The organism is Thermococcus piezophilus, from assembly GCF_001647085.1.
GTDB lineage: Archaea > Methanobacteriota_B > Thermococci > Thermococcales > Thermococcaceae > Thermococcus > Thermococcus piezophilus.
On record NZ_CP015520.1, the window covers coordinates 71,595 to 95,510 of the forward strand.

Below are 23,916 nucleotides of genomic sequence, written 5' to 3' on the forward strand. Positions count from 1 at the left end.
ACCATTGGTGATGGTAATGTCTGCTTTCGCAAGTACCGCCCTGCTGATTCTGGGAGTGTTTCCTTTGATAATGCTCCTGCTGAGCGTCAAAGTGATCCGACCGTAACAGAAAGGCCTCGTCGAGAGGCTCGGAAAGTTCAACAGAATCCTCGAGCCAGGAATACACTTCATAATACCCTTCATGGAGCGCGTAAGGGTCGTAGACATGCGCGAACACGTCGTGGATGTTCCACCACAGGAAGTCATCTGTAAGGATAACGTCGTCGTCACCGTTGATGCCGTTGTCTACTACCAGATTCTCGACCCTGTTAAGGCCGTTTACAACGTCAGCGACTTCCTTCTGGCCATCGTCAAGCTCGCCCAGACCAACCTGCGTGCAATAATCGGTGAGATAGAGCTTGATGAAACCCTAAGCGGCAGGGACATCATCAACGCCAGGCTTAGGGAAGAGCTCGACAAGATAACCGACCGCTGGGGTGTCAGAATAACGCGCGTTGAGATACAGAGGATTGACCCGCCGAAGGACTTCAGGAGGCAATGGCCAAGCAAATGACTGCCGAGCGTGAGAAGAGAGCCATGATTCTCCTTGCGGAGGGTAAGAAGGAGAGCGCCATCAAAGAGGCCGAGGGACAGAAGCAAGCAGCGATATTAAGAGCCGAAGGTGAGAAGCAGAGGCAGATACTAATCGCGGAGGGCCAGGCCGAGGCCATAAGGAAGGTCCTTGAGGCGCTGAAGATGCCAGACGAGAAGTACCTAACCCTCCAGTACATCGAGAAGTTGCCTGAACTGGCCAAGTATGGCAACCTCATCGTCCCGTACGATACTGAGGCGCTGATAGGCCTGCTGAGAATCCTCCAGAAGGTGAAAGACACCGAACTGCCAAAGGCACCGAAGAGCGAAAAGAAGCCCGTTGAGTAAGCCGGGAACTCCAGCAATCTTGACCTCGAAACGCTTAAGGACATTATGGGCTAACGACCAATGGCGAGCGGCCATGGATGCCCTTCCCATCTCCCTCTTAATTTTGGGGCTGCTGATAATAGTGCTCGACATGATGGTCACTGCTTTCATAACTCCAATAGGCGTTGCCTTCGCCGTCCTTGGGCTGCTCCTCGGCTTCGGCCGGGGCTTCACCGAGTCCTTCGTCGTTTCACTCGTGGCGGCAGTGATTTCCTACATGGTCGTCGGGAGGTACATCAAGAGGGACGTCCAGGACATTGGAAAACCGAAGTACACTTTTGAGCTCAAAGGTAAAAGGAAAAGGTTGTCGGGGTCGGAAAGGAGCATTACATCGTCGAGCTCGAGGGAGATAAGTGGATAGCCCTCAGCGAGGAGAGGCTGAAGATAGGGGACACCGTCGAGGTCATCAACGTTGATGGCGTCAAGCTCATCGTTCGGAAGGTCTGAGCTCTTCCCATAATTCTTCCAGCGTTTTTCCAAACTTTACCAGGACGCCGTTTTTATAGATTATTTCTCCGTTCACAACAACGAGCTCGACGTCGCTTCCCCTTGTGGAGTAAATGAGATGGGAGTAAACGTTCTCCCCGGGCAGGAACTGGGGCTTTCTCGCGTTTATGAGCACAAGGTCGGCGAGATAGCCGGGTTTTATCAGCCCAGCTTTAAGCTTCAGAGCTCTAACTCCACCAATGGTGGCCCAGCTGAAAACCTCCCTCGTGCTGGCCACGTCCGTTCTCTTTCTCCAGACCTTGTTAAGCACTGCCGCAAAGCGCATTTCAGTGAACATGTCCATAACGCCAACGGGGTTCGGAGAGTCGTTGCCCAGCGCTATGTTCGTCCCTGCGGTGTAAAGCTCAATTATCGGAGCTATCCTTGCCTCAAGCTTCGCCATACTGAGGGAGCAATGGACGAGAGTGGCTCCGCTTTGGGAGTAGAACTGAACTTCCTCCTCGCTCAGGTATATTCCGTGCACGCCAATGAGGTTTTCATGGAGAACGCCGGCCTCAGCAAGGTATTCCACGGGAGCGAGTCCGTAGCGCTCCTTAACGGCCCTGACCTCCTCCCTGCTCTGGGAGAGGTGGACGTGAAGTAGGGCATTTCTCTCGCGGGCAAAGGCACCGATTTCGCGCATGAGCTCAAGTGAGACTGTATTCGTTGCATGGGGAGCTAAAGTGGGTTTGACGAGTTCGTCTTTTCCTTCCCAGTGCTTGAAGAACTTGAAGCCCTTTTCAGGCTCCGCGAGGGGAAAGTCCACCAGGTCCATCACCGTCTGGCCGATGAAGGCGCGTATTCCAAGCTCCCGAGCGGCCCCGGCTATCTCATCGGCAAAGAAGTAGTGGTCGTTTATCGTCGTGGAGCCGTTGGCCAAAGCCTCCGCCATTCCAAGGAGCGCCCAGCGGCGGATTTCCTCGGGCGTCCAGGTGAGCTCAGTGGGCCAGATTACCTCCTTGAGCCAGCGCTCTATTGGCAGATCCTCGCCGAGTCCGCGGAGTTTGGCCATGGCTACGTGGGTGTGGGTGTTGATTAGACCTGGCAGAACAAGGTAACCATCTCCACCGTAGATTTCATCAACTCCGTATTCTCCAAGCTTATCTCTGGGAATAACGTTGATTACCTCGGTTCCATCAACCAAAACTGCATGATTTTTCAGAACCTTTTCAGCATCGACCACCGCACCAATGAGCGCAAACATTCCATCACCCTTTGAATATATGCCATCTGGATACTTAAAAATTTTGACATAATGACATAAAATCGCCCAAAGGATTTAAATGCAGAAAAGGGAAAAGTAAAGCCATGCCGCCAATACTGATGATAAGGAAGGGAATAACCGCCCTTGAGCCGTGGATAAATTGACGCTCTTCTGTTAACGTGGGTAGTCTGGAATCGCTACCGTTATAAAGCCCATTTCAAAGCCTCTGGAGGTGGTAATGATGATTGATAAGATTTATTGCGCGGACGTTAGGCCCGAGATGGAAGGTAGGCGCGTCAAGCTCGCCGGATGGGTTTACAGAAAGAGGGAAGTCGGAAAGAAGGTCTTCATAGTGCTTAGAGACTCGAGTGGAATAGTTCAGACAATATTCAAGAAGGAGCTGAGTGAAGAGGCCTATGCCGAGGCCAAGAAGGTCGGAATTGAGTCGAGCGTTATCATTGAGGGCGTTGTTAAGGCCGATCCAAGGGCTCCGACGGGTGTGGAGGTCCAGGCCGATAAAATTCAGGTCATCCAGAACGTCGAGTTCTTCCCGATAACGAAGGACGCAAGCGACGAGTTCCTGCTCGACGTGAGACACCTGCACCTTCACTCGCCGAAGGTTGCGGGCATAATGAAGGTCAAGGCAACCATGATGCAAGCAGCTAGAGAGTGGCTCCTCCAGGACGGCTGGTACGAGGTCTTCCCGCCGATACTCGTCACTGGAGCTGTTGAAGGAGGCGCAACGCTCTTCAAGCTCAAGTACTTCGACCGCTACGCCTACCTGAGTCAGTCGGCCCAGCTCTACCTAGAGGCAGCCATCTTCGGCCTAGAGAAGGTCTGGTCGTTCACGCCGAGCTTCAGGGCTGAAAAGAGCAGGACGAGGAGGCACCTCACAGAGTTCTGGCACCTCGAGCTTGAGGCTGCCTGGATGGACCTCTGGGACATCATGAAGGTTGAGGAGGAGCTCGTCAGCTACATGGTGCAGAGGACGCTTGAGCTGAGAAGGAGCGATATCGAGACCTTAAGGAAGGACTTAACGACGCTCAAGAACACGGTTCCGCCGTTCCCGAGGATAAGCTACGACGAGGCAATAGACATACTTCAGAGCAAGGGCGTTCAGATAGAGTGGGGCGAGGACATGGGCGCCGACGAGGAGAGGATTTTAACGCAGGAGTTCGAGAGCCCGTTCTTCGTCTACGGCTATCCTAAGCACGCCAAGGCCTTCTACATGAAGGAAGACCCAGAAGACCCGAGGAAGGTTCTCGCGGCAGACATGCTCGCGCCAGAAGGGTACGGCGAGGTCATCGGTGGAAGCCAGCGTGAGGACGACTACGACAAGCTCGTGCAGAGGATTCTCGACGAGGGCATGGATCCCAAGGACTACGAGTGGTACCTCGACCTGAGGAAGTACGGCAGCGTTCCGCACAGTGGCTTCGGCCTCGGCCTAGAGAGGCTCGTCGCCTGGGTGCTGAAGCTCGACCACGTCCGCTGGGCCACTCTCTTCCCGAGGACGCCCAGTAGGTTGTACCCGTGAGTGGCTTTTTGGCTCTAATCTCTTTATCTAAAAATTTATCATATCCAAAACTGCCAAGAACATTAAGCCTATGACACCCCCAATGGACAATCCAATAATATAGTTTACAAGCAATTGAACAACGGAATCCACAGCCCATTCGGGATTTATAGTTCCCCCGAAGTATGAGAGGGCAGTTCCAGACGTTACCATTATTATGTTTATCTTTTGTTGCATCTCGTCTGCTTTGTTTACACCATTGAGAATACCTACAATAAAGCCCATAACACTCTCCACTCAACGGTAAAAGTACTCATCTTTATACCCCAAACAACACTTTCGTGCTTCCCATACTTAAATTTAATTTGAAAAGTTGAAATATTTGGAAGCATTACACTGCAAAGTTTGATTAAAGTTTGTGATTTCTATTTGGATTGGCCGTTTAAACGGTGCACATTAAAATTTTGGCAGTTAGGGTGTGATTTCACTTGAAATTTGCTATTAGGATTTGAGTCCGTTTTTTCTTTTTGACGCCCGTAGGGCGCCGTATTTGAGGGGACTCGGTGAAGATCGGCTAAGAACAAGGAAATCCAACTAGAATCCGCCTTTTGATAAGGTACACTCTAAAAGAAGACACTCTGAAAAGCAATCACGAGCCTTGATCAAACTTCGCGAAGGCGAAGTTTGTAGAACTGGCGGGCCCGGCGGGATTCGAACCCGCGACCTCCGGCTTAGAAGGCCGGCGCCCTATCCTGCTAGGCTACGGGCCCTCGGGTTAGTGGTTAAAGGGCGCTCTTATAAAAGTTACGGTGGGAAGAAAAGGGAAGAAGAATTCAGCGCCTCCTCCTAAGGAGGAGCGGCACTATAGCAAGGCCGACTATCAGGGCCGGTCCGCAGATGCCGGCGTTATCAGTTTCCCCGCTGGTTTCGGTGGTCGTCTTGCCGAGTATCTCGTCAGCGCTCTTGCCCTCGACCATGAGTTCGGTCCACTGCTTGAGCCAGGCCTCGTAGTTCTTCTCTATCTCGGCCGGGTCAACGGTGACGGGCTTGTCGACCTCAACCGCGTACTGGAAGACCTCGGGAAGCTGGATGTTCTTGTTGACAGGGTACATCCACTGGTTGACCGGAAGCTTCTCCTGGGCCTCCTCGCTGATGAGGAACTCTATGAACTTCTTGGCGAGCTCTGGGTGCCTGGCGCCCTTGACTATTCCAGCACCCTCGATCTGGAGGTAGTTGCCCTCAGTGAAGGCAACAGCACCGATGTTGGTGTTGTTCTCGTAGTAAACGGTTGCGGCTGGCGAGGTGGCGTAGCTGAGCACGAGCGGATACTCGCCCTTGGTGAAAGCTCCCCAGGCCGCGCTCCAGCCCTCGACGATCTGGACGTTGTTCTTCTTGAGCTTCTCCCAGTAGTAGAGCCAGTCGTCGCCATAAACGGCTATTGTCCACAGGAGAAAGGCCATTCCCGGCGAGCTGGTTCTCGGATCCTCGATGATAAGCTTGCCCTTCCACTCGGGCTTGATGAGGTCTTCAAGGCTGGTCGGCGGGTTCTGAACCATGTCCTTGCGGTAGTTGATGGCTATGTAGCCGTAGTCGTAGGGCGTGAGGTGGAATGTCGGGTCGAAGTTATTGATTATCCACTGGGGAATAACGTCGGCGTTCTCTGGCTTATATGGCTCCAGCACGCCAGCGTCTATAGCCTTCGCGAGGTAGCTGTTGTCTATTCCAACGACGACGTCAGCCTGCGGGCTGTCCTTCTCGAGGATAAGCCTATTGAGGACCTCTCCAGCGTCGCCTATGAGGACGAGGTTAACCTTAACGCCGTACTTCTCCTCGAACATCGGAACTATCTCCTTCATCCACCACTCTATGCTGTCATAGGAGTAGACGGTAAGCTCCTCCTGAGCCTTTACGGGCCTTGCAGCACCGATGGCCCCAACAAGGAGCAGCAGGATGAACAACGCGGCAAACTTTCTCATGATGTCACCTCCAGTAATTGATTATACGTTTCAATAAGGGAGTAATATATGGACTAAATAAAGCTTTGCTTCCCAGAAATGGGAAAAACAAAAATGTAACTCAAGTGCTGAACTGGACGTAGAGGAAGTAAGAGTATATCGCCAGGAAGACTACCCCAGTGACCCTGCTCACCTTTCCGGTGAAGCGTAGGGAGAGTGTAAGGATTACCATGACCACCAGCGTCAGTGGGAGGGTGAATGAGAATATACCCGGATCAACCCCTATGGGCCTTATCACCGAGGCGATGCCTATGACCATGAGCACGTCGAGGATGTTGGCACCGATTATGTTGCCGACGCTGATGTTGGGAAGCTTCTTGAGTGTTGCCATGAGGGAGTTGGTGAGCTCCGGGAGGGATGTCCCTATTGAGACGAGGGTAAGCCCTATGACGACCTCTGGGACTCCCATTTCCCTCGCGAGAGTTACCGCGCTGTCGACGACCAGCCTCGCACCGACAACCACCACGAGACCACTGCCGAGCATTATGAGAACATCCCTCTTCGGATTGCCGCGCCCGGCGTTCATCTCCCCGGGGACCATGTGCTTCCGGTAGAGGTAGTAAAGGAAGCCGAAGTAGATAAGGATTAAGCTCGCCCCGTCGAGCCTGCTTATCGTCCCGTCATACATCAGGAAAGCGGCGTATGCAGTAACGACAACCATGAAGAGGGAGTTCTTCCAGGCGGTTGCCTCAACGTTGAGCGGAAGGATGAGTGAGGATATTCCAAGTATCAGGGTGATGTTCGCCAGCGCACTTCCGATGGCGTTTCCAAGGGCTATACCACTGTTTCCACCGTATGCTGCCAGCGCCGATACCGTTACCTCAGGCAGGGTCGTCGCTATGCTGGCCAGAACGAGCGCTATGATGAACTCGCTCACCCCAAAGCCTTTCGCCACGCGCGAGGCTGCTTCTACGAAGAAATCGCTTCCCTTGATCAGAAAGACGAACCCCACAATGAACGCGACGATTTCAACTATCACTTCTCCCACCAAGATAGGCTAGGAAAAGGATTTAAAAGCTATTTGCCCCCGGACAAATCTCCCCCTTTGCTTTCCATTTTGATAACGTAATCGGCGGCATTCTGAAGGGCCACAGAAAAGCCCGGCTCAACTCCTATAACTATCGTCTCCTTTCCCTTCCTCTTGACCTCGTTGATTATGGGCAGAAAATCCGCGTCACGCGTCGCCAATGCGATTACCTCAACGTCAGAGTTGTATATAAGCTCCATAGCCTCTATCGCTATCCTCACGTCGGTGTCGCCGGCAACGATTATCGGCTCAAGTCCCTGGTTTACCACCGCCTCTATCAGCCCCTGGGGCGCATACTGGTTGAGAACGACCTTGGCCACGCGAATCGTGCCGATCCTATCGAGTGCCTCAACTATGTCCTCCAGCTTTATCCAGAACTCCTTCCTGAGGATGTTCGGCCCGTCGATGATGAGGCCTATGCTCCTCTTGCTCTTCGGCTTTGGGGGTTTCTCGGGGGGCACTTCCTTCTCTCCACGCTTGAGAACCTTGAAGAGCGCCTCCTTCATTCTCCCTCACCCTTTGGAGTCAATATTACTGCGTAATCCGCGGCATGTTTGAGCGCTGCACTGAAGCCGGGCTCTATTCCTATGACTATCGTCTCCTTTCCCTTCTCCTTTGCCTTGAGAATCACCGGCAGGAACTCCGCGTTTCTCGTGGCAAGGGCAATTACGTCGATGTTGGGGTTGTAGATTTCCCTCATGGCCTCAACGGCAAGCTTGACACCGGTCTCTCCAGAAACTACCACCACATCAAGCCCCTGGTTGGCAACTGCCTCTATCAGCCCCTGGGGCGCATACTGGTTGAGTATAACCTTTGCAACCCTGAGGTCACCAATACCCTCAAGGGCCTCCACTATGTCTTCAAGCCTAACACCGAATTCCTTTCGGAGGATGTTTGGGCCATCTATAAGCAATGCTATCCTCTTACCCCTGCTTATCTTCCGCCGCATCATTCCAATACTTCTCATCCCCTCCTTGGTTATCGAAACTATCCTCTCCCAGTTGCTACCTGACATAGCTGTCACCGCTGTGATGGATGCATCGGATGAATTACGTGGCAATCCTATAAAAAGTTAGTTTAAGGCCTTAGCCAATTACCCGTTTATAGTAGTACCAGAGCCCCCTGATGATGTCCCTAACTTCAATCATGGTGAAGATTTCCGTCCTGTCTATGAGCTTGGCCGTCTCTTCCCAGTTGTGGGCCTGCAGGACCCTGTAAATCAGCAGTTTTATCTGCCTCTCGTCGAGATACGGTTTCATCCAGCCGTCGAGGAAGTAGAGTTTGACTATGGGTTTAACCGCATCAACGACGGTATCGTATGTGAGCACCTTGCCCGTGAAGGCGTCGAGGCGCTTCTTCTGCGTCTCGGTCAGGTGTATCGGATAATCCACGGCTTCACCGAAGGGACTTTCAAAGAGCCAGCGCGCTATTTCGGGCTCCAAATCCCTGTGAGTATCGCCAAGCCACTCCGTGAGGCGGATTCTGAACTCATCGTTGGCCTTTTTTATGAGCTTCTCCGCCCTCTCGCTGAGGGGCTTGAGTACTATGGCCGTGTATTCCCCGCTCACGAGGTTCCTAGCGGGGCTGAGATGTACAACTGCAAAGCCGTTCCTGACCCAGAACCGTATGAGCTCTTCACTCGCGCCAAAGCCCGAGCCTATCCAGTCGAGGCCCTTCTCCCTCGCTTCCTTTTCGAGGAGCTCCAGTGCCTTGCTTCCAAGCCCCCTATCCATCGCGTCTGGATGCGTGGCGATTCTGACTATGCGGTAGCCCTTAAGCTTGGCAAACTCCTTCAGGTAGTGGTGCTTCACCATCATGTCGGGGATTATGTTGCCCCTCGGCTTATAGCCCTTGGCCATCTTGTCTATAACTTTCTTCGGGATGTTTCCTTCTTTGGCTATCTGTATGGCCGTTACTATTTTCCCGTTCTTCAGCCGCAGAACGCGAGCCTCGTGGTGGGGTGCATCCGCGAGAAGGGCCACGTCGCTCGGTCTGTTGCGATAGTGGGCGAGGATATATATGCCGACGAAGTTCCTCAGGTCTTTCCTGTCGTTTTCGAACCAGTCATCCATGTCGGGCTCCTCGAAGTAGACCTCCTTATTCTTAATCAGCTCGTAGTCCTCCTCGGTGAGCTTAACCGGCTCTGCATCGAGCAGGAGAACATCGAAGAGCCACTTCTCTATCGGGTCGCCCTCAGCATAACGTATCGGCTCGTCCATGTGGAGCTCCTTGAACTGGCGCTTCTCTTTTGCCCTTTTGAGGAACTTGACGGAGAAGCCCCTTCCAGCTCCTTCATAGCCGTGAACCGTTGAGGAGTAAACCACGCGGGGCTTGTTGAGGTACTTGTGGAGTATCGGCACATGGATTCCAGCAGCCTCGTCGAGGATGTAGAGGTCGGCATTCTTTTTGTAACCCTCGGTCGGTGGATAATAGCGCAGGCCTATTTTCCTCGCGTAGAGCTCCTTTATGAGTCCCTTCTCTTCTATAACATTTGGATTGAAGCCGAGCTTTTCCAGAGCCCTCCTGGCGAAGCGGAAGAGGCTCTGAACGTTTTCTGGCTCAGGTGCAGTAATAACTATCCTCATCCTCTTTTTCAGGGCCAAAGCCAGGCCTATCGCCGCTATTCCAACGGAGACGCTCTTACCCCTGCCCCTGTCGGCGGTGAGAACGACCATACCCTCGTTCTCCACCAGCTCCTCAAAGGCCTTCAGGACTTCAACCTGGCCCCCAGTCAAGGCCATCTCGTAGAGCTCGCGCGGGAAGATAGTTTCTTCGGGAATATCGACGCCCTTTCTGGCCTTCACCTTGGCCTGGCTCTTGTTCCGCTTAGGCTTCTTTTTGGCCTTCCCGTTCTCGGTGATTATGTAGATGCCATCGTGCTCAGTGAACTTTCTTATGAGCCTCCTGTTGAAGCGCTTCTTGACGTCGTCGATGGTGTACGGAGGAGTAACGAGGCTCTTGTGAAAGCCAGTCCACATGTTCTTCCACTTCTCGAACGGATGAGCCAGCACGAGTATTAGGCCGCCTCCCCTGACCGTCTCGATTATCCTTCCGAGGTCATTGGGGGAGTAGTCGTAGCTTAGGTCAAGAACAAGGAGGTCGTAGGTTCTTCCTAGTATGTCCCGGGTGTGCTTGAAGGTTACGGCCTTGACATTAACGTCAGAACCGGCCAGAACGTCGAAGTGCTTTCTAAAAGCCTCGTACCGCTTCCTTCCGAAGGTTTCCTCTCCAAGGGCATCGGTGGCGTAGAGAACCTCGATTTTATCCTCGCTCTCATCGCGGAGCCTCTTCTCCTTCAGCTCGTCGATTATCTCGCTTAGAACCTTTGCAGAGGCTCCTGCTAGGATTCCAGCCAGTTCAGCCTTCCTCAGGCTGTCTCCTTCGATGACAATCATTCTCCTGTGGAACTTCTCAAGGGCCTGAGCGAGGGCCGTCTCGGTGAGCTTGAGAACGGAATCTTTAACTTTCTCGCTCTTGGCGTAGTCTCTCACTTCCTTGTCAAAGCGGACCTTGACGGTCACGGCCGTCACCTCCCGGCTTAAAGAGATAAGGAGGATTTAAAAAGATGGCGTCAGCGGTAGAAGTGAACTCTAACCGCGTAATCCGTCGTGAATTTTATGGCTTCAGCTTCCATTCTTTCCTTCTTCAGGTACTCTTCCAGCGCCTCGAAATCGCTCTCGGTGACTTCGTCCTCACCGCCCCATCCTGGGACTGCTTGCGAAGAAGGGTATAAATACGTTGCCAAGATACCAAGTACTCATGGTCCTTAGTATCATCTATCCCACTAAAATATCAAAGAACCGGCAAAATTTAAAATTTTTGGAGAGAAATTTATACAAGTGACAGGAAATTGAGAAAAAACTTTTAAACGGTCCATCTAACTTCCGCCCATGAGAGCATACATCCTGGCCTACCCAGAGAAGCGCTGGGAGAACTACACGATACCAGTAAACGACGAGCCTGTGGTAAAGCTTACTGAAAGGCGGCTTCTGATGAGCAAGCGCATAGATGATGTAATAACCATCGTGAGGAAAGACAAGCTGAAGCTCTATTCCCTTCACGTCTTAAACCCCCTGCCGGCCAAAGGAAGGAACAAGCTCGAAGCCCTTCTAAACGCCCTTCCATCCGGAGAGTCAATATTTCTCGCCGAGGGCAACATGCCACTCATAATGCCCTTCCTGGTAAATTACCTGACTGGTCTCTTCTATGAGAACGAACCCAAAGCCCTAATTCCGGTCTGGCGCGACGGGACTGCGGAGATGACGCACGCCGTCTATGAATCCAACGCGCTGAAGGATGCTATAGAAGCGGCATTGGCAGAGGGTTACAAAAGCCTGAGCAGGATTACGGAGTTCCTCGACTACGAGCCCGTCTCCATCGAGGAGCTTGCCAAGAGAAACCCGAAGGTTACGTTGAGCTTCTTTAAGGTGAGAAACCAGTTCGACGTCCACTTTGCAGAGGAGACGCTGAGGAAGCTCTGAACCCAGATTTGCCGGAAATTTTTCCAAATTTTCGTGGGAACCCTTAAATAGTAGAAGCGACATAATTAACATGGCAGAAGTTCGAAAGTTCTTCTGCTTGGTTCGGACCAAAGGGAGAGATGATTTATGAAAAAAATTCTCAGCGCAGCGGTATCGCTGCTAATTCTATTTAGTGTGATGGGCGTATTTAGCCCAGGTATTGTTTCTGCTGGGCCCATGAGCGGATACAATATTCTGATTCTGAAAAACGTAGACGCCTGGAACTTACCTGCATTGGAGAACATGCTCACGGATATGGGGGTACCTTACGACGTTATGACCTCGGGAGAGCTGAAGAACAAAACTGCCCAAGAGCTAATCGAGACCTACGATATGATAATCATTGTAAGCGACCAGCCGCAGGCATTCTACGACGACCTCGGCACTCAGATGAACAAGCTCGAGGAGTATGTGAGGGCCGGAGGAATCCTAGAGATACATGCCGCCAACTGGGGATGGCACGGAGGGGTATGGACAACACCTCTACCCGGAGGAGCGGAGATAGTGCAGGGTTACTCAAGCTACGATTATCTGATAGCCAACGGCACAACTCTGGTGAGCAGCTACGCGAGCCACGGCTACTTCATCAACCTGCCAGCTAACGCGGAGATAATTACAGTTCAGGCACCCTCGGGAACCCCTGATTACAACAAACCAAGCACAGCGATATATTCGCTGGGAAGCGGCAAGGTTTTCGTGACCGGACTAACCATAGAATACAGCGTCGCAAGGACAGGTCCGGAGTGGGAAGCATTCTTCAGGGAAATGCTCATGAACAACTTGGGCTACTCCCAATTCGTGCCAGTTGCTCCGGTTATTGTCATTGGAGGAACAGACTTCATGACATTCAACTTCTACTACTACATCCAGTACAAGCGGGCGCTTGAGAAGTTCAACACAATGTACAGAGAGGCTGTGGCCGGAGGAATGGACAACGAAACGCTCGGGCTCGCTATGACTCAGAACGACACCGCAGCAGCTTACTATGCGAACGCAAGTAGATACGGTCCCGTTGTTTCAAACTTCCCCAGAGTTTACATCTTCATAGACTTAAGGAAGGCCGCACTGCACCAGAAGCAGGCAGTTGGAATATTGAAAGAAGCAATGGAAGACTGGTGACTTCTTTTCACCCTATTTCCACCGCTTTTCTGACCCTGTCTGCTATCACAATGGCAACAGCGGCTTTAACTGTATCCACTGGCAGGAATGGAGTGACGCCGAGGAGGAAGGCCTTTTCGAAGTCCCCTCCCATGAAGAGGCCGAGCCTCAGCCAGCCAAGGAGGTATATAATCCCAACTCCCAGGATGGAGCCGATGAGCATTCCTCTTCTGCCAAGCCTTTCAGTGAACAGCCCGGTAAGATAGGCCGCTATGGGAAACGCTACTATGTAGCCGCCAGTCGGGCCGTAGATAACTGCAAAGCCGCCATGGAAGTTGGCGAACACTGGGAGACCCACTGCCCCCATGACAACGTAGACGAGCTGACTGAGAAGTCCAAGCCTTGCCCTCAGAATCAGCCCGCTCATGAGTACGAAGAGCACCTGAAGCGTCACTGGGACGGGGCCAATTGGAACGCTTATCTGGGCCCCAACCGCAGTTAAGGCTGCGAGGAGTCCCGCAAAGGCAACCTCCTTAGCCCTCATGCTACCACCTTGGAAAGCTTTTAAACTCGAAACCTTGAAAATTCCCCGATGATTGAAGTTAAAAATCTTTGGCATATCTACGAGAACAAAAAGGAAGCGCTGAGGGGCATAGACTTTAAGATGGGCGAGGAGATAGCAGCACTAGTAGGTCCCAACGGGTCCGGAAAGACAACCTTTGCCAAACACTTGAACGGCCTCCTGAAGCCGACCAGGGGGGAGGTTCTCGTAGATGGCATGAGGACAACTGAACATACGGTCGCGGAGCTGTCCATGGTCGTTGGCTACGTCTTCCAGAATCCGGAGCACATGTTCTTCGAGGAGAACGTGTTCAATGAGGTTGCCTTCGGGCCGAAGAACCTCGGGCTGAGCGAGAGTGAGGTGGAAGAGCGGGTGAGGTGGGCGCTGGAGTCCGTCAATCTCCAGGAATACGACGACAGGACGCCCTATTCCCTGAGCGGTGGGGAAAAGCAGCGCCTGGCCATAGCCTGTGTTCTGGCGATGAAGCCGAAGTACCTCATCCTCGACGAGCCGACGACCGGTCTGGACGCGAGGAGCTCGCGGAGCGTGGTTAAGGTCATAAAAAAGCTCAGGGAGGAGGGGCATGGAATTCTTCTAATAACTCACGACATGGAGCTAGTTTTAGAGCTTGCCGAGAGGGTAGTGCTTCTTAATGATGGAAGGAAGGTTTTTGATGGTTCAGTAGAAGAGTTCTTCTCCCTGCCCCTGCACGATTACAGGCTCGAGAAGCCCGAACTGCTGAGGGTAAGTGAGCGGCTCGGAGTGGGGTTCGTCAAAAGCGTCAGCGATCTCGTGAGAGCCATAGTGGGTGATGGGGTATGATGTACTCATTCTACCGCGAGGGGACTTCTCTCTTGCACCGCCTCGACCCGCGCGTCAAGATAATTGGCACGATAGTCGGGATAGCTGGCATAATGCTTTTCAACGACCCCTACTTCCTCCTCCCTCTGTTCTTCGCCACCCTTCTCCACGGCCGCCTGATTGGAGGGATTGAAATAAAAGAACAACTCCGCCTTCTGAAGCCCCTCCTGCCAATCGTTACGATAACGATAATCGTATGGCCGATAATCTACAGACCCAGACTTATGGGCTTCCTCCTCGGAATCTCCTTCTCCTTCAGGCTGCTCACCTTCGGCCTGCTGACCTTCATCCTGCTGATGACAACGCCCCAGAGAGACCTTATTCTTGGATTCGTTCGCTTGGGCATGCCCTATGAGTTCGGGCTGACGATCTCAATAGCCCTCCGCTACATTCCGACCCTCTACCTGCTGACGAAAAACATAATGGACGCCCAAATGGCACGCGGCTGGGAAATGGAGAAGGGCAACTTCATAGTCAGAACGAAGAGGATGACCGTTGTCCTGATTCCACTCCTAGTTTCCTCACTCAAGACTGCCCACGAACTGAGCATAGCCCTCGAGAGCCGCGCTCTGGGTGCGAGCAAGAAGAGAACGTTCCTATACGACATCAAGATGAGTGGGAGGGACTATGCAGCCACCCTGGCCGTTCTGCTCCTCTTTGCGCTGGCGCTTTACGTCAGGTACGGTCTTGGCCTCGGCCACATAAGGATATACAGTTAGAGGAGCGGCTTAACGAGTGAGTCAATCGGTATTGAATGATTCCCGATGCTCGAAATGAACTCGGCCGGAGCTTTGAGGACGGTCATGTTCAGCCGGTAATGGCCGCGGTAGGAGTTCGTTCTGAGAACGAGCAGGCTTTCGAAGAGCTCTGGGAGTGTGTAGAGTTCTCGGAACTCGCCGGATAAGTCGAGTTCGTTCAGATCCATTGTGGTGTGGGTGAGAACCAGTATCAGGCCTTTCTCATCGACCAGCCTTCTGAGTTCCATAATAACCTCAGCGTTTCTGTTGAGAAGCGTGGAGAAGTGGGATATAACAATAAGGGAGTGCTCTTCCACGAGTTTGAGTGCTTCTGAAAGCTCTTCCATTGAGTAGACGTTGCCGAGGTAGAGGTTCGAGACGTCCTCGGTGAGGCGCTTGAGCACTTTAATCGAGAAGGAGCTGCCAGGTCCTACGTGATAAACGGGCCCCTCAGACAGGGCATTCGCCACCAGGTGGTACAGAAAAACCGTGCTGGCGAGTTCGTCAGTTGAGATGATCCCTGCTAGGCTCCCCTCGCCAAACCCGAGGGGAAACTCCTCGAAGGGCTTTACCTCCCTCAATTGAACCTCGGCCGGTTGGAAGAACATGGGCATCACGTAGTATAGCGTGCCCGGGATATTTATACCTTTCCGAAAATAATGAGAGTCAGAGGGTCATGCCAGGGCAACCAGACCGAGAAGCACGAGGAGCCCTACCACCACGACCTCTATTATCGCCGCCAGAATCCAGGCTAAAAACGCCCTGACCCAGTCGGTGTTGAAAATCGTCTTAATGACCCATACGTAGGCCAGGATAAATGCTACTACCGCGAGAAGGACATTCATTGGGGCTATCCAGATAAGCAGCACTGCAACCACAGCGTACGCTATTGCTCCAACGATTCCGCCGCCAACTATTGCCAGCATCGCCTTAAGCGTTGAGGCCTCTTTTATCCCGACCAGATAGGCCGCTAGCGACAGAAAGAACCCTGCTATGAACAGGGAGAACAGGAAACCGAGGAAATACGCAGCCCCGAGTCCATATACAAATCCATGCCCGTAGGGCATTCTTTCACCTCCGATGAAAAATTTAACTCCCAACTTATTAACCCTCCCAAAAGGCCTTTAAGTTGGAGGAGTTATTCCAGTCGGTGGAGAAAATGCTGGAGTTCCTGTGGAGCTTTATAAACCAGTACTTCATCGAACCGATGTACACGAGGAGTGGTTACAACCCATACAACACCTTTGTATATGCCCTTCTGCTCGGCTTCGGAATTATATATTCATATAAGCATATAATTAAGCCCCTCAAAATCAGGGTCGATGAGAGGATTTTCCTGGCCGTAACGCCGATGGTAGTTTTTGGCGCAACCGTAAGGGCGCTGGTCGATGGAGGCGTCCTCCCCAAGAATCCACTAATTCTAACGCCCGGAATATTCTTTACGGCCTTCGTTCTTATAGTCCCAGCTCTCATAGCCGATGCAAAGCTCAAGACATACCCCAAGATAAACGTTGCCTGGGGGACGGCTTTAGCGCTGTGGGCCAACTATCTTCTCGTCACCAACGCCAAGAGCTGGGAACCCTACGAGCTGACGCTGATTCACACGGCGGTGAGCTTCCTCGCGGTTTTTGCCTTCTACCGCTGGAGGCCCTTCGAGAGGCTCTACCTCTACCCAGTCTTAGCCCATTACTTCGACATAGCCTCGACGGTGGTAGCGATTCACTTCTACGGATACAGGGAAGTCCACTGGCTGGAGAATATCCTAGTCACACACTTGGGGGCATACTTCTACTACCCCTGGATAACCTTCATCCTGGTCATCGTCTACTACGGCCTTAAATACCTAGTCCCGGACGAGGAGGAGCGCTACTTCTGGTACCTGGCCATCTACATCCTCGGCCTCGGCCCAGCCATAAGGGATCCAGCTCAGCTGGTGCTGCAGATAGGCTGAGCTCTGGATCTCCCGGTTTTATCTTTGCAGAAAGCTGAAGTCAAAAAAGGAGAACACGGTTATCCTTAAGAGCAGTCACCGGCGATAACCGTGTTCCCCTCTTCCCCTTTGGCCTTCTCTACCGAGCGTTCTTCCCTCTTCAATCTCCCTTCTCAGAACCTTCGCCTCGTTCTCCGCCTCCCTGACGCGGAAGACCCTCGCGATTCTCTCAATCGCCTCTAGCTTCCTGATTATGCCGTCCAACCATGTGAAGACGTCGCCGGAATAAACGATCAGCCCGTAGACCGTTCTGAAGTGGTCGGCTATCTGAGTGGGGTGCTTTCCTTGGCGCCTGAGCTCGATTATCAGGTTGCTAACGCGCTCCATGGCATATTCGGTGCAGTCATCCTCGGGACACATAAAGAACTCCTGGTAGATTGTGAAGAGCCTCTCGGCCGCGTTCGGGCTGAGTTCTGGGATAACCTTATCGAGCTCTTCCAGGATCGACGCGAAGCTCGGTGAGAAGACGTTGGCGCTCAGCCTTCCCCTCACGGCGCCTTCAAGCTCTCTCTGGAGCGTTCCGCTCAGATAGATGTTCTCGAAGGGGAAGAGCTTGATTGCTATCCACCTTGATGGCCTCTTTCCGAGGCTCTCCCTTATGAAGCTCGCCTCCTTAGGCAGGAGGAAGCTCATGCTCACGGCCCTTCCGTAGGGAGTGACATCGACGAGGGAGCCATTAAGGTGGACGAAGTCATACTCCTCCAGCTTCTCCAGAACCTTCTCGGCGCTCTGGTTGGCGCCGAGACATTTACTTTGCACGTCCTCGATGACGTCGAGACGATTGAAGACGCAGGCGTGGGCCAGAACGTTGTCCTGCTCGAGCTCGTCGCTCCACTCAACGATGACGGGCTCAATTGGAGCGGTGAGCAACTTGAACGCAATCTCGTCCTCGGAGCCTTCCATCTGGGCTGAGTACTTCCTCCCCGGCTCGACTATGATGTAGACTTTGCCCTTCTCGTGGTAGAGCGGCCTTCCAGCGCGGCCGAGCATCTGGTGGAACTCCCTAATGGTAAGCCACTTGTTGCCCATGGCGAGGCTCTCAAAGATGACCTGCGAAGCCGGGAAGTCAACGCCCGCTCCTAGGGCGGCTGTGGTAACTACAACGTCGAGCATCTGAGCCTGGAATTCCATCTCGGTGAGCTTTCTCTGTCTGTAAGGTAAGCCAGAGTGATAGGGCTTCGCCTTTAGGCCTTTGCTCGTGAGATATGCGGCAAGTTCATGCGTCCTCTTGCGTGAGAAGGTGAAGACTATTGTCTGCCCCTTGTAACCTTGCCGCGACTTTCTACTCGCCTCAGCACGGCAGAGATTCGCTATATGCCTCCACTTCTCACCTTCGCTTCTGACAATGAGTATATGCCTTTCCAAATCGACGGGCCTTTCGTCGTAGAGAACCAACTTAAGCCCGAGCTCCTTGGCAAGCTCACCGGGGTTTCCGACCGTCGCGCTCAGGCCGATGAACTGGGCGTTGGGGTAGAGCCTCCTGAGGCGGGCTATTAACCCATCCAGCCTCGGCCCGCGCTCTTCGTCGTCGAGGGTGTGTATCTCGTCTATGACAATGGTTCCCACGTTGCCAATCTTTCTCCCAGCCCTAAGGAGGTAGTCAATTCCCTCATAGGTTCCGACTATTATGTCGGCATCTATACCCGTATCTACAACTACAAGCTCGTCCTTCGTTTTAATCCTGCTCATGCCGACCCTTATCGCCACGCGAAGGCCGAGCTTTGAGTACCTTCTCCTGAAGGCCTCATACTTCTGATTGGCTAGGGCCACAAGGGGCACCAAAAAGAGCATCTTCTTTCCTTCCATTGCCTTCGGAATCCCCGCCAGCTCGCCTATGAGCGTCTTCCCGCTCGCCGTGGCGGAAACCACAAGTAAGCTCTCACCTTCCAGAAGGCCGTGCTTTATGGCCAAGCTCTGAACGGGAAGGAGCTCGCTAACACCCTCTGACTTGAGAATGGATTTAAACTTCTCCGGGAGATTCAGCTCGTCCACCTTGAGCCTCTCAACCCTTGCGTGCTTGGCCTTGAGCTCGTCCCACTTCGTGACCTCCGGGTGTTTAGTCGGGTCGAAGCGGGGGTCAAAGGCATAGAGAACCTTGTCAAGATCCCTAAAGCGTTTGAGGAGCTTCTTCGCCTGGTCAAACATGGCTACGCTGTTGAACTTGAAACGGAGCTCCCTCTTCAGCTCGTCCTCGGCGCAGCGCTCGCAGATGAATTCATTTTGGTATTTTATCCTGTTGCCCTCCGTTAGAACCGTGATTTGGCCCTGGAGGAGGCATAAACGGCACAGCTCGGCAATCTCAACGCGTTTGTTCTGGAGCCTCCGGTTGAAGTAGTCCTCCCACTCGTCGGCGTTGACGAGGACTATCCTCGCTGTTCTCAGAGATTTTTCAATCTCCTTCGGGTTCCTGTACTGGCTGCCCTCCAGAACCTTGAAGAGCCTCCCGTCGCGCATTATGAAGCGGTAGATTTTATCGGCCTTGAGGTTCTTCATCTGGGATAGTTTTTCAGGTTCGTTCTCGATGAAAAACGCCTCTAATTCGTTCTTTTTTTTCCCTGGACGAAGAACGAAGAGCATGAGAATCACCCGAGGGTTACCCAGTTCTCCTTGAAGGTGTCAATTATCAGGGTTATCTTAATCCTCTCAAGGTTTTTCCCAAAGTACTTCCTCTTCAATAGTCCTGCAAAGTCCTTAACTTCGTCCGTGTTATGGAAGTTCGCCTGTATGAGTATCTGGTTCTCGCCGCTTCGCCTGTAAACGGCGCAAACATTGTCAAGCTTAGCTATTCTGGAGAGAATTGCATCAACGCTTCCGTCGTCGATGGCTAACCTAATCTCAAAGAAAGCCTGGACGAACTCATCCAGAAAAGCTGGGTCGATTACGGCCGAGTAGCCCTTTATTGCCCCCAGCTTCTCCAGCTTCTCCAGCCTGTTCTTCACGCTCGCGGGAGAGAGTTTAACTCGCTTACCCAGCTCAGTTAGGGTAATCCTCCCGTTTTCCCGCAGGATTCTGATGATCTCTCTGTCCTTCTCGTCTATCCCTGGCATGTCGCTCACCAAATGAAAAACAGAATCAGCGGGTAATCTTTATCTCCCTCATGAGCTCCAGCGGCTCTGGGTGCTTTTTGAAGTAGTCTCTAACCGGCTTGAGCAGCTCAATGAGGTATTCTGCGACGGCGTTTTTCAGGTCGAGCGGGTGGAGTTTTCCTTCCGCAAAGTCTCTCTTGAGTTCCTCGAAGGTCGTGTAGGTAACGTCGCCGCCAAACTTGGCCGGCCTGTGGATTGTAAACTCCGTTGGCTCCTCTCGGAAGATGATGTACTCAGCCCAGTCGAGAACGGGGTTGTACTTGACCTCCTTGGCAGGGCAGAAAGCCTTCCTGAGCTTCTGCTTAATCTCCTCCGGGGTGTTGTGGATGAAGACGGCCGAATAAGGCTTGCTCTTGCTCATCTTCATCTGGGTCTTGAGCTCCTTGAACTGCTCCTCGCTCTCTATCGGCCACACCGGCGGCTCCTGAAGGCCGAGCAGGAGATGGTGGTGAAGAGCAACGGGCTTCAGCTTCTCGCCGTTGTGCTCTATAGCGTGGTACTTTAGCTTTTGGGCGACCTCTATGGCTATGACGTGAGCTTTCCTCTGGTCCATTCCGGCGTGCGCTATGGTAACGCCCTGGTAGAAGATATCAGCAACCTGCATAGCCGGGTAGATGAGCTTTGCAAAGTCTATGGCCTCTCCCATCTGGCGGCCCATAATGGTTATGGAGCGCATCATTCTCGCTAGGGTAACGTTCTTGGAGATGTCTATGACCGTCTGCCAGTAGTCGCCCTTCTCGAGGATTTCACTCGCCAGCACGAACTCGACCTTATCAGGGTCGCCGCCCATAACCTTTATGCTCTGCTTCATGCCCTCCTTGAAGTATGTAAGAGCAACTTTCTGGATGACCTCCAAATCGCCGCCGAGCTTGTCGTTTATCCAGCTGTGCCAATCGGCAAGGAAAATCCTCGTCTTTATTCCCGCCTTCTGGAGGTCTGCTATCTTGGCACCGGCCATCAAACCAGTTCCCAAGTGAATGTAACCGCTTATTTCAAAGCCGATGTAGTGCTGCATCGGGGCACCTATTTCCAGGAGGTGTCTCAGGTTCTCAATGGTCAGTAGTTCCTCCGTGGGCTTCTTGGTCATCAGCTCTATCTTCCTCTCTATGTCCATGCTCACCACCTAAAGCCAAAATATCCTAAGCCCTTAAGGACTTTACGGAACTTTTTCTAGCCTGTTAAAGTTCGGATTCATAAGATTTATAACTTTTCGTGAAGTATAAGCGACGGTGATACCATGAGAAAGGCTGCAATAATACTTGCGGTTTTTGTTTTCTTTGGTGTTTTTGGATTTGCCATGGCCAGCGCCACAACCATTGGCATCGACCTCTCCCACGGTGAAAGCGACAAGGGCCTCTCTGTTCTGACCGACAAGGACGGCAACGTCCTCGCAGAGGGAATGATCAAGACCATCAGCGACGTTAACTGGGTCTATATTGGTGACCCGACCCTTGCAGACACCCTCGGAATTCAGAACATCGGCGACAAGATAACCTACGACGCCCTCAAGGACGTCGACTTCCTCATTCTCGGACAGCCGAGCCAGGCCTTCAGCCCGGACGAGATACAGGCCATCGTCCAGTGGTGGAACGACGGCAACAGGATTCTCTGGGTGGCTGCAGACTCTGACTACGGTGACGGTCCGAACAGGATTGACTTCGCCGATACGGTTCTCGATGCAATCGGTGCCAACCTCAGAGTTGACCAGGCCTCAGTTGAGGACGCTACCAGCAACGCTGGAGCTGGCTACCGTGTCATTGGTCTTGTTAATCCCGATCCGGACACCCCTGAGAAGGACATGATAACCAAGGATCTCGCCAACGGTGGAAAGGTTCTCTTCCACGGACCGGGTGTTGTTGCCTACGTTGATGAGAGCGGCAACTGGAAGCCGCTTCCAGTCGGCGGTGGAATCGAGAACATCTACGTTATAGTCACCAGCAGCGATGATGGCCAGATCGTTGAGAACACTGACCCAGCAGCCAACGCCTACACCGCCGGTGACACCGGCAAGTTCCCACTCATGGCGGTTCAGCTCTTCCCCGACAAGAAGAACGTCCTCATAGTCAGCGGCGAGACCCCCTACGGTGGCTATGAGCCAATGTGGACTCCCGAGTACAAGGGCATACAGCTTGACGGGCCGCAGTTCGTCACCAACTTTATTAAGTGGGCCATCTATGTCCAGCAGGAGCTCGGCCAGGAGACTGCAACCGAGACCGGTGAAAACAGCACCTGCGGTCCGGCTGCTCTGGTTGGCCTCGCTCTCATACCGCTTGCCCTCTACAGAAGGAGGAAGTGATTTATTCTCCCCCTTTTCTTTGCCTTTTGAACCATTAATTTTTTATTGACTTTGAGCAATTTCAATCGATTGAACCTAAGCAGGTGATAAACCATGAAGAAGCTGGCATCAATCGGCCTTATTTTGCTCCTTGCCCTTAGCGTCATTGCGAGCGGCTGTATCAGCAGCAACGGCGGGTCTTCTGGAATAACCCTTGTTATCTTAACGAGACATGACACCACCATACAGAAGCTCACCAAGGAAGAGTTCCTCAATAGCGATGTCGCCAAGCAGTACAACATCGTTGACCTCAAGTTCGTCAAGGCCACAGAAGCGACCTGGATCAAGCTCATCGACAGAGGCGATGCTGACCTTGCATGGGGTGGTGGTCCGACTCTCTTCGATGACCTCAACAAGCTCGGCTATCTCAAGCCAATAGAGGACAAAAAGATTCTTAGTCTCATCGGAACCGACATTAGAGAAGAGATAAACGGTATCCCACTCGTCAGGTATGGCGACGACGGCAAGGTCTACTGGATAGCAGCTGCGCTTTCCTCCTTCGGATTTACCATCAACCAGCAGGTTCTTAAGCAGTGGAACCTTCCGGAGCCCGAGAAGTGGGAGGACCTTGGAAGTGAGGCCTTCGCCATGGACCCGCAGATGGTCGGAATTGCTGACCCAACTAGGAGCACCTCCAACACGAGGATTTACCAGATCATCCTCCAGGCCTTCGGCTGGGACAAGGGCTGGCAGATCCTCACCAGGATAGCCGCCAACGCCAAGATATACGACGCGAGCGATGCCGTTAGGGACGACGTCATAGCCGGAAACATCGCCGTTGGTACCACCATTGACTTCTACGGATACACCGCAATGAAGCAGAACCCGGAGTGTGTCTACATAATCCCAAGCGGGGAAAGCGTCCTCAACGGTGACCCGATAGCCATCGTCAAGAGCATCTCGCCTGACAAGGTCGATGCTGCTTACGCCTTCATCTACTGGCTCCTTACCGACGGTCAGAAGATATGGCTCGACGAACACGTTAACAGGATGCCGGTTAATCCGAAGGTCTTCTATACCGACGCAGGAAAGCAGAGGCCCGACCTCTGGAAGGCCTACAACCTCACTCTCCAGGCTCAGGGCATATACTTCGATGATGCCAGGGCTCTTAAGACCGTTAACGTCGTCAAGCAGTACTTCAAGGCCACCCTCGTTGATGCCAACGCCGACCTCCACAGGGTCTGGGTAGAGCTTGTCCAGGCCCATAATGAGGGCAAGATAACCGACGAACAGTTCGAGCAGCTCAAAGCTCAGCTGCTCGCCCCGATAAAGTTCAAAGACCCCGAGACTGGCCAGGAAGTAACCCTCACCGAGGAGTACGCGGCCAAGATAAACGACAAGCTCCTGGAGGACGCCAACTTCAGAGACCAGATAATGACTGAGTGGAAAGAAGCAGCAAGGCAGAAGTACCTTGACGTCGAAAGGCAGCTCAAAGAACTCATCGGCGGCTGAAGGGCTGCGCCCGCGCTTTTCTTAATTTCCTTCTCTTTAACATTCTCACGGCAAACTATTTAAACCCACAATT

Annotated in this window: 22 protein-coding genes, 1 tRNA gene and 2 pseudogenes; 10 read left to right on the plus strand and 15 right to left on the minus strand. The window is 52.7% G+C overall.

Annotated features, from left to right (window positions below):
• The first annotated feature begins 16 nt into the window (after window positions 1–16).
• Both A7C91_RS00390 and A7C91_RS00395 read left to right on the plus strand, forming a co-directional pair.
• Window positions 17–918 (plus strand): annotated as a pseudogene (locus tag A7C91_RS00390) (SPFH domain-containing protein).
• Between the two features lie 73 nt (window positions 919–991).
• Window positions 992–1,404: pseudogene (locus tag A7C91_RS00395) on the plus strand (NfeD family protein).
• On the opposite strand, the gene A7C91_RS00400 reads toward A7C91_RS00395, so the two are convergent.
• On the minus strand, window positions 1,385–2,647 hold the full coding sequence (locus A7C91_RS00400) for an amidohydrolase (RefSeq protein WP_068663914.1): 1,263 nt from the start codon (window positions 2,645–2,647) through the stop codon (window positions 1,385–1,387). The pseudogene A7C91_RS00395 and the gene A7C91_RS00400 sit on opposite strands and share 20 nt — an antisense overlap.
• Before the next feature lie 241 nt (window positions 2,648–2,888).
• On the opposite strand from A7C91_RS00400, the gene asnS reads away from it, so the two are divergent.
• Window positions 2,889–4,181, plus strand: coding sequence for an asparagine--tRNA ligase (gene asnS / locus A7C91_RS00405; protein WP_068663915.1), 1,293 nt, complete (start codon window positions 2,889–2,891; stop codon window positions 4,179–4,181).
• A 27-nt stretch (window positions 4,182–4,208) separates the two neighbouring features.
• Here asnS and A7C91_RS00410 read toward each other — a convergent pair whose 3' ends face one another.
• The 8 genes from A7C91_RS00410 to A7C91_RS10925 form a co-directional block, all read right to left on the minus strand.
• Window positions 4,209–4,457, minus strand: a complete 249-nt coding sequence (locus tag A7C91_RS00410; protein WP_199920054.1) for a hypothetical protein — start codon at window positions 4,455–4,457, stop codon at window positions 4,209–4,211.
• A 396-nt stretch (window positions 4,458–4,853) separates the two neighbouring features.
• Window positions 4,854–4,930 (minus strand) — tRNA-Arg (locus A7C91_RS00415).
• 63 nt (window positions 4,931–4,993) lie between these two features.
• Window positions 4,994–6,136 (minus strand): thiamine ABC transporter substrate-binding protein, encoded by a 1,143-nt coding sequence (locus tag A7C91_RS00420; RefSeq protein WP_068663917.1) that lies wholly within the window; start codon window positions 6,134–6,136, stop codon window positions 4,994–4,996.
• Window positions 6,137–6,236: 100 nt separating this feature from the next.
• Window positions 6,237–7,154 carry a calcium/sodium antiporter gene (locus A7C91_RS00425; RefSeq protein WP_068663918.1) on the minus strand — a complete coding sequence of 306 codons (918 nt, stop codon included), beginning with the start codon at window positions 7,152–7,154 and terminating at the stop codon, window positions 6,237–6,239.
• A 38-nt stretch (window positions 7,155–7,192) separates the two neighbouring features.
• Window positions 7,193–7,708, minus strand: coding sequence for a TIGR00288 family NYN domain-containing protein (locus A7C91_RS00430; RefSeq protein WP_068663919.1), 516 nt, complete (start codon window positions 7,706–7,708; stop codon window positions 7,193–7,195).
• The gene (locus A7C91_RS00435; RefSeq protein WP_068663922.1) at window positions 7,705–8,217 is read right to left on the minus strand and encodes a TIGR00288 family NYN domain-containing protein; all 513 of its coding nucleotides are present in this window, start codon (window positions 8,215–8,217) and stop codon (window positions 7,705–7,707) included. Before A7C91_RS00435 ends, A7C91_RS00430 begins: the two co-directional genes overlap by 4 nt.
• A 70-nt stretch (window positions 8,218–8,287) precedes the next feature.
• Window positions 8,288–10,723: a tRNA(Met) cytidine acetyltransferase TmcA gene (locus tag A7C91_RS00440; protein ID WP_068663923.1), complete on the minus strand. Its 2,436-nt coding sequence runs from the start codon at window positions 10,721–10,723 to the stop codon at window positions 8,288–8,290.
• Between the two features lie 50 nt (window positions 10,724–10,773).
• Complete coding sequence (locus A7C91_RS10925; RefSeq protein WP_199920055.1) at window positions 10,774–10,947, minus strand: hypothetical protein; 174 nt, start codon at window positions 10,945–10,947, stop codon at window positions 10,774–10,776.
• A 145-nt stretch (window positions 10,948–11,092) separates the two neighbouring features.
• Here A7C91_RS10925 and mobA point away from each other — a divergent pair, with 145 nt between their 5' ends.
• Together mobA and A7C91_RS00450 are read left to right on the plus strand one after the other, a co-directional pair.
• A complete protein-coding gene (gene mobA, locus A7C91_RS00445; protein WP_068663924.1) occupies window positions 11,093–11,683 on the plus strand; it encodes a molybdenum cofactor guanylyltransferase in 591 nt (196 codons plus the stop codon).
• A 216-nt stretch (window positions 11,684–11,899) separates the two neighbouring features.
• Window positions 11,900–12,841 (plus strand): type 1 glutamine amidotransferase family protein, encoded by a 942-nt coding sequence (locus A7C91_RS00450; RefSeq protein WP_234394408.1) that lies wholly within the window; start codon window positions 11,900–11,902, stop codon window positions 12,839–12,841.
• A gap of 7 nt (window positions 12,842–12,848) precedes the next feature.
• Here the strand turns inward: A7C91_RS00450 and A7C91_RS00455 are convergent, their stop codons facing one another.
• Window positions 12,849–13,364 (minus strand): biotin transporter BioY, encoded by a 516-nt coding sequence (locus tag A7C91_RS00455; protein WP_068663926.1) that lies wholly within the window; start codon window positions 13,362–13,364, stop codon window positions 12,849–12,851.
• A 48-nt stretch (window positions 13,365–13,412) separates the two neighbouring features.
• On the opposite strand from A7C91_RS00455, the gene A7C91_RS00460 reads away from it, so the two are divergent.
• Together A7C91_RS00460 and A7C91_RS00465 are read left to right on the plus strand one after the other, a co-directional pair.
• Window positions 13,413–14,204 (plus strand): energy-coupling factor ABC transporter ATP-binding protein, encoded by a 792-nt coding sequence (locus tag A7C91_RS00460; RefSeq protein WP_068663928.1) that lies wholly within the window; start codon window positions 13,413–13,415, stop codon window positions 14,202–14,204.
• Window positions 14,201–14,962, plus strand: a complete 762-nt coding sequence (locus A7C91_RS00465; protein WP_068663929.1) for an energy-coupling factor transporter transmembrane component T family protein — start codon at window positions 14,201–14,203, stop codon at window positions 14,960–14,962. Before A7C91_RS00460 ends, A7C91_RS00465 begins: the two co-directional genes overlap by 4 nt.
• Here the strand turns inward: A7C91_RS00465 and A7C91_RS00470 are convergent.
• Both A7C91_RS00470 and A7C91_RS00475 read right to left on the minus strand, forming a co-directional pair.
• Window positions 14,959–15,594 (minus strand): P-loop NTPase family protein, encoded by a 636-nt coding sequence (locus A7C91_RS00470; protein ID WP_234394409.1) that lies wholly within the window; start codon window positions 15,592–15,594, stop codon window positions 14,959–14,961. The genes A7C91_RS00465 and A7C91_RS00470 overlap by 4 nt on opposite strands.
• Window positions 15,595–15,654: 60 nt before the next feature.
• A complete protein-coding gene (locus tag A7C91_RS00475) occupies window positions 15,655–16,047 on the minus strand; it encodes a hypothetical protein (protein WP_068663932.1) in 393 nt (130 codons plus the stop codon).
• A gap of 92 nt (window positions 16,048–16,139) precedes the next feature.
• Here A7C91_RS00475 and A7C91_RS00480 point away from each other — a divergent pair, with 92 nt between their 5' ends.
• The gene (locus tag A7C91_RS00480) at window positions 16,140–16,931 is read left to right on the plus strand and encodes a DUF63 family protein (protein ID WP_068663933.1); all 792 of its coding nucleotides are present in this window, start codon (window positions 16,140–16,142) and stop codon (window positions 16,929–16,931) included.
• A 75-nt stretch (window positions 16,932–17,006) separates the two neighbouring features.
• Here A7C91_RS00480 and A7C91_RS00485 read toward each other — a convergent pair whose 3' ends face one another.
• From A7C91_RS00485 to A7C91_RS00495, 3 genes are read right to left on the minus strand one after another with little or no spacing between them, the layout of a single operon-like run.
• The gene (locus tag A7C91_RS00485) at window positions 17,007–19,547 is read right to left on the minus strand and encodes a DEAD/DEAH box helicase (protein ID WP_068663935.1); all 2,541 of its coding nucleotides are present in this window, start codon (window positions 19,545–19,547) and stop codon (window positions 17,007–17,009) included.
• A 5-nt stretch (window positions 19,548–19,552) separates the two neighbouring features.
• A complete protein-coding gene (locus A7C91_RS00490) occupies window positions 19,553–20,017 on the minus strand; it encodes an Lrp/AsnC family transcriptional regulator (protein WP_068663937.1) in 465 nt (154 codons plus the stop codon).
• Between the two features lie 25 nt (window positions 20,018–20,042).
• Window positions 20,043–21,170, minus strand: coding sequence for a tyrosine--tRNA ligase (locus tag A7C91_RS00495; protein WP_068663939.1), 1,128 nt, complete (start codon window positions 21,168–21,170; stop codon window positions 20,043–20,045).
• Between the two features lie 123 nt (window positions 21,171–21,293).
• Here A7C91_RS00495 and A7C91_RS00500 point away from each other — a divergent pair, with 123 nt between their 5' ends.
• Together A7C91_RS00500 and A7C91_RS00505 are read left to right on the plus strand one after the other, a co-directional pair.
• Window positions 21,294–22,352 (plus strand): CGP-CTERM sorting domain-containing protein, encoded by a 1,059-nt coding sequence (locus A7C91_RS00500; protein WP_068663941.1) that lies wholly within the window; start codon window positions 21,294–21,296, stop codon window positions 22,350–22,352.
• Between the two features lie 93 nt (window positions 22,353–22,445).
• Complete coding sequence (locus tag A7C91_RS00505; RefSeq protein ID WP_068663943.1) at window positions 22,446–23,843, plus strand: ABC transporter substrate-binding protein; 1,398 nt, start codon at window positions 22,446–22,448, stop codon at window positions 23,841–23,843.
• The last annotated feature ends 73 nt before the right edge of the window (window positions 23,844–23,916 follow it).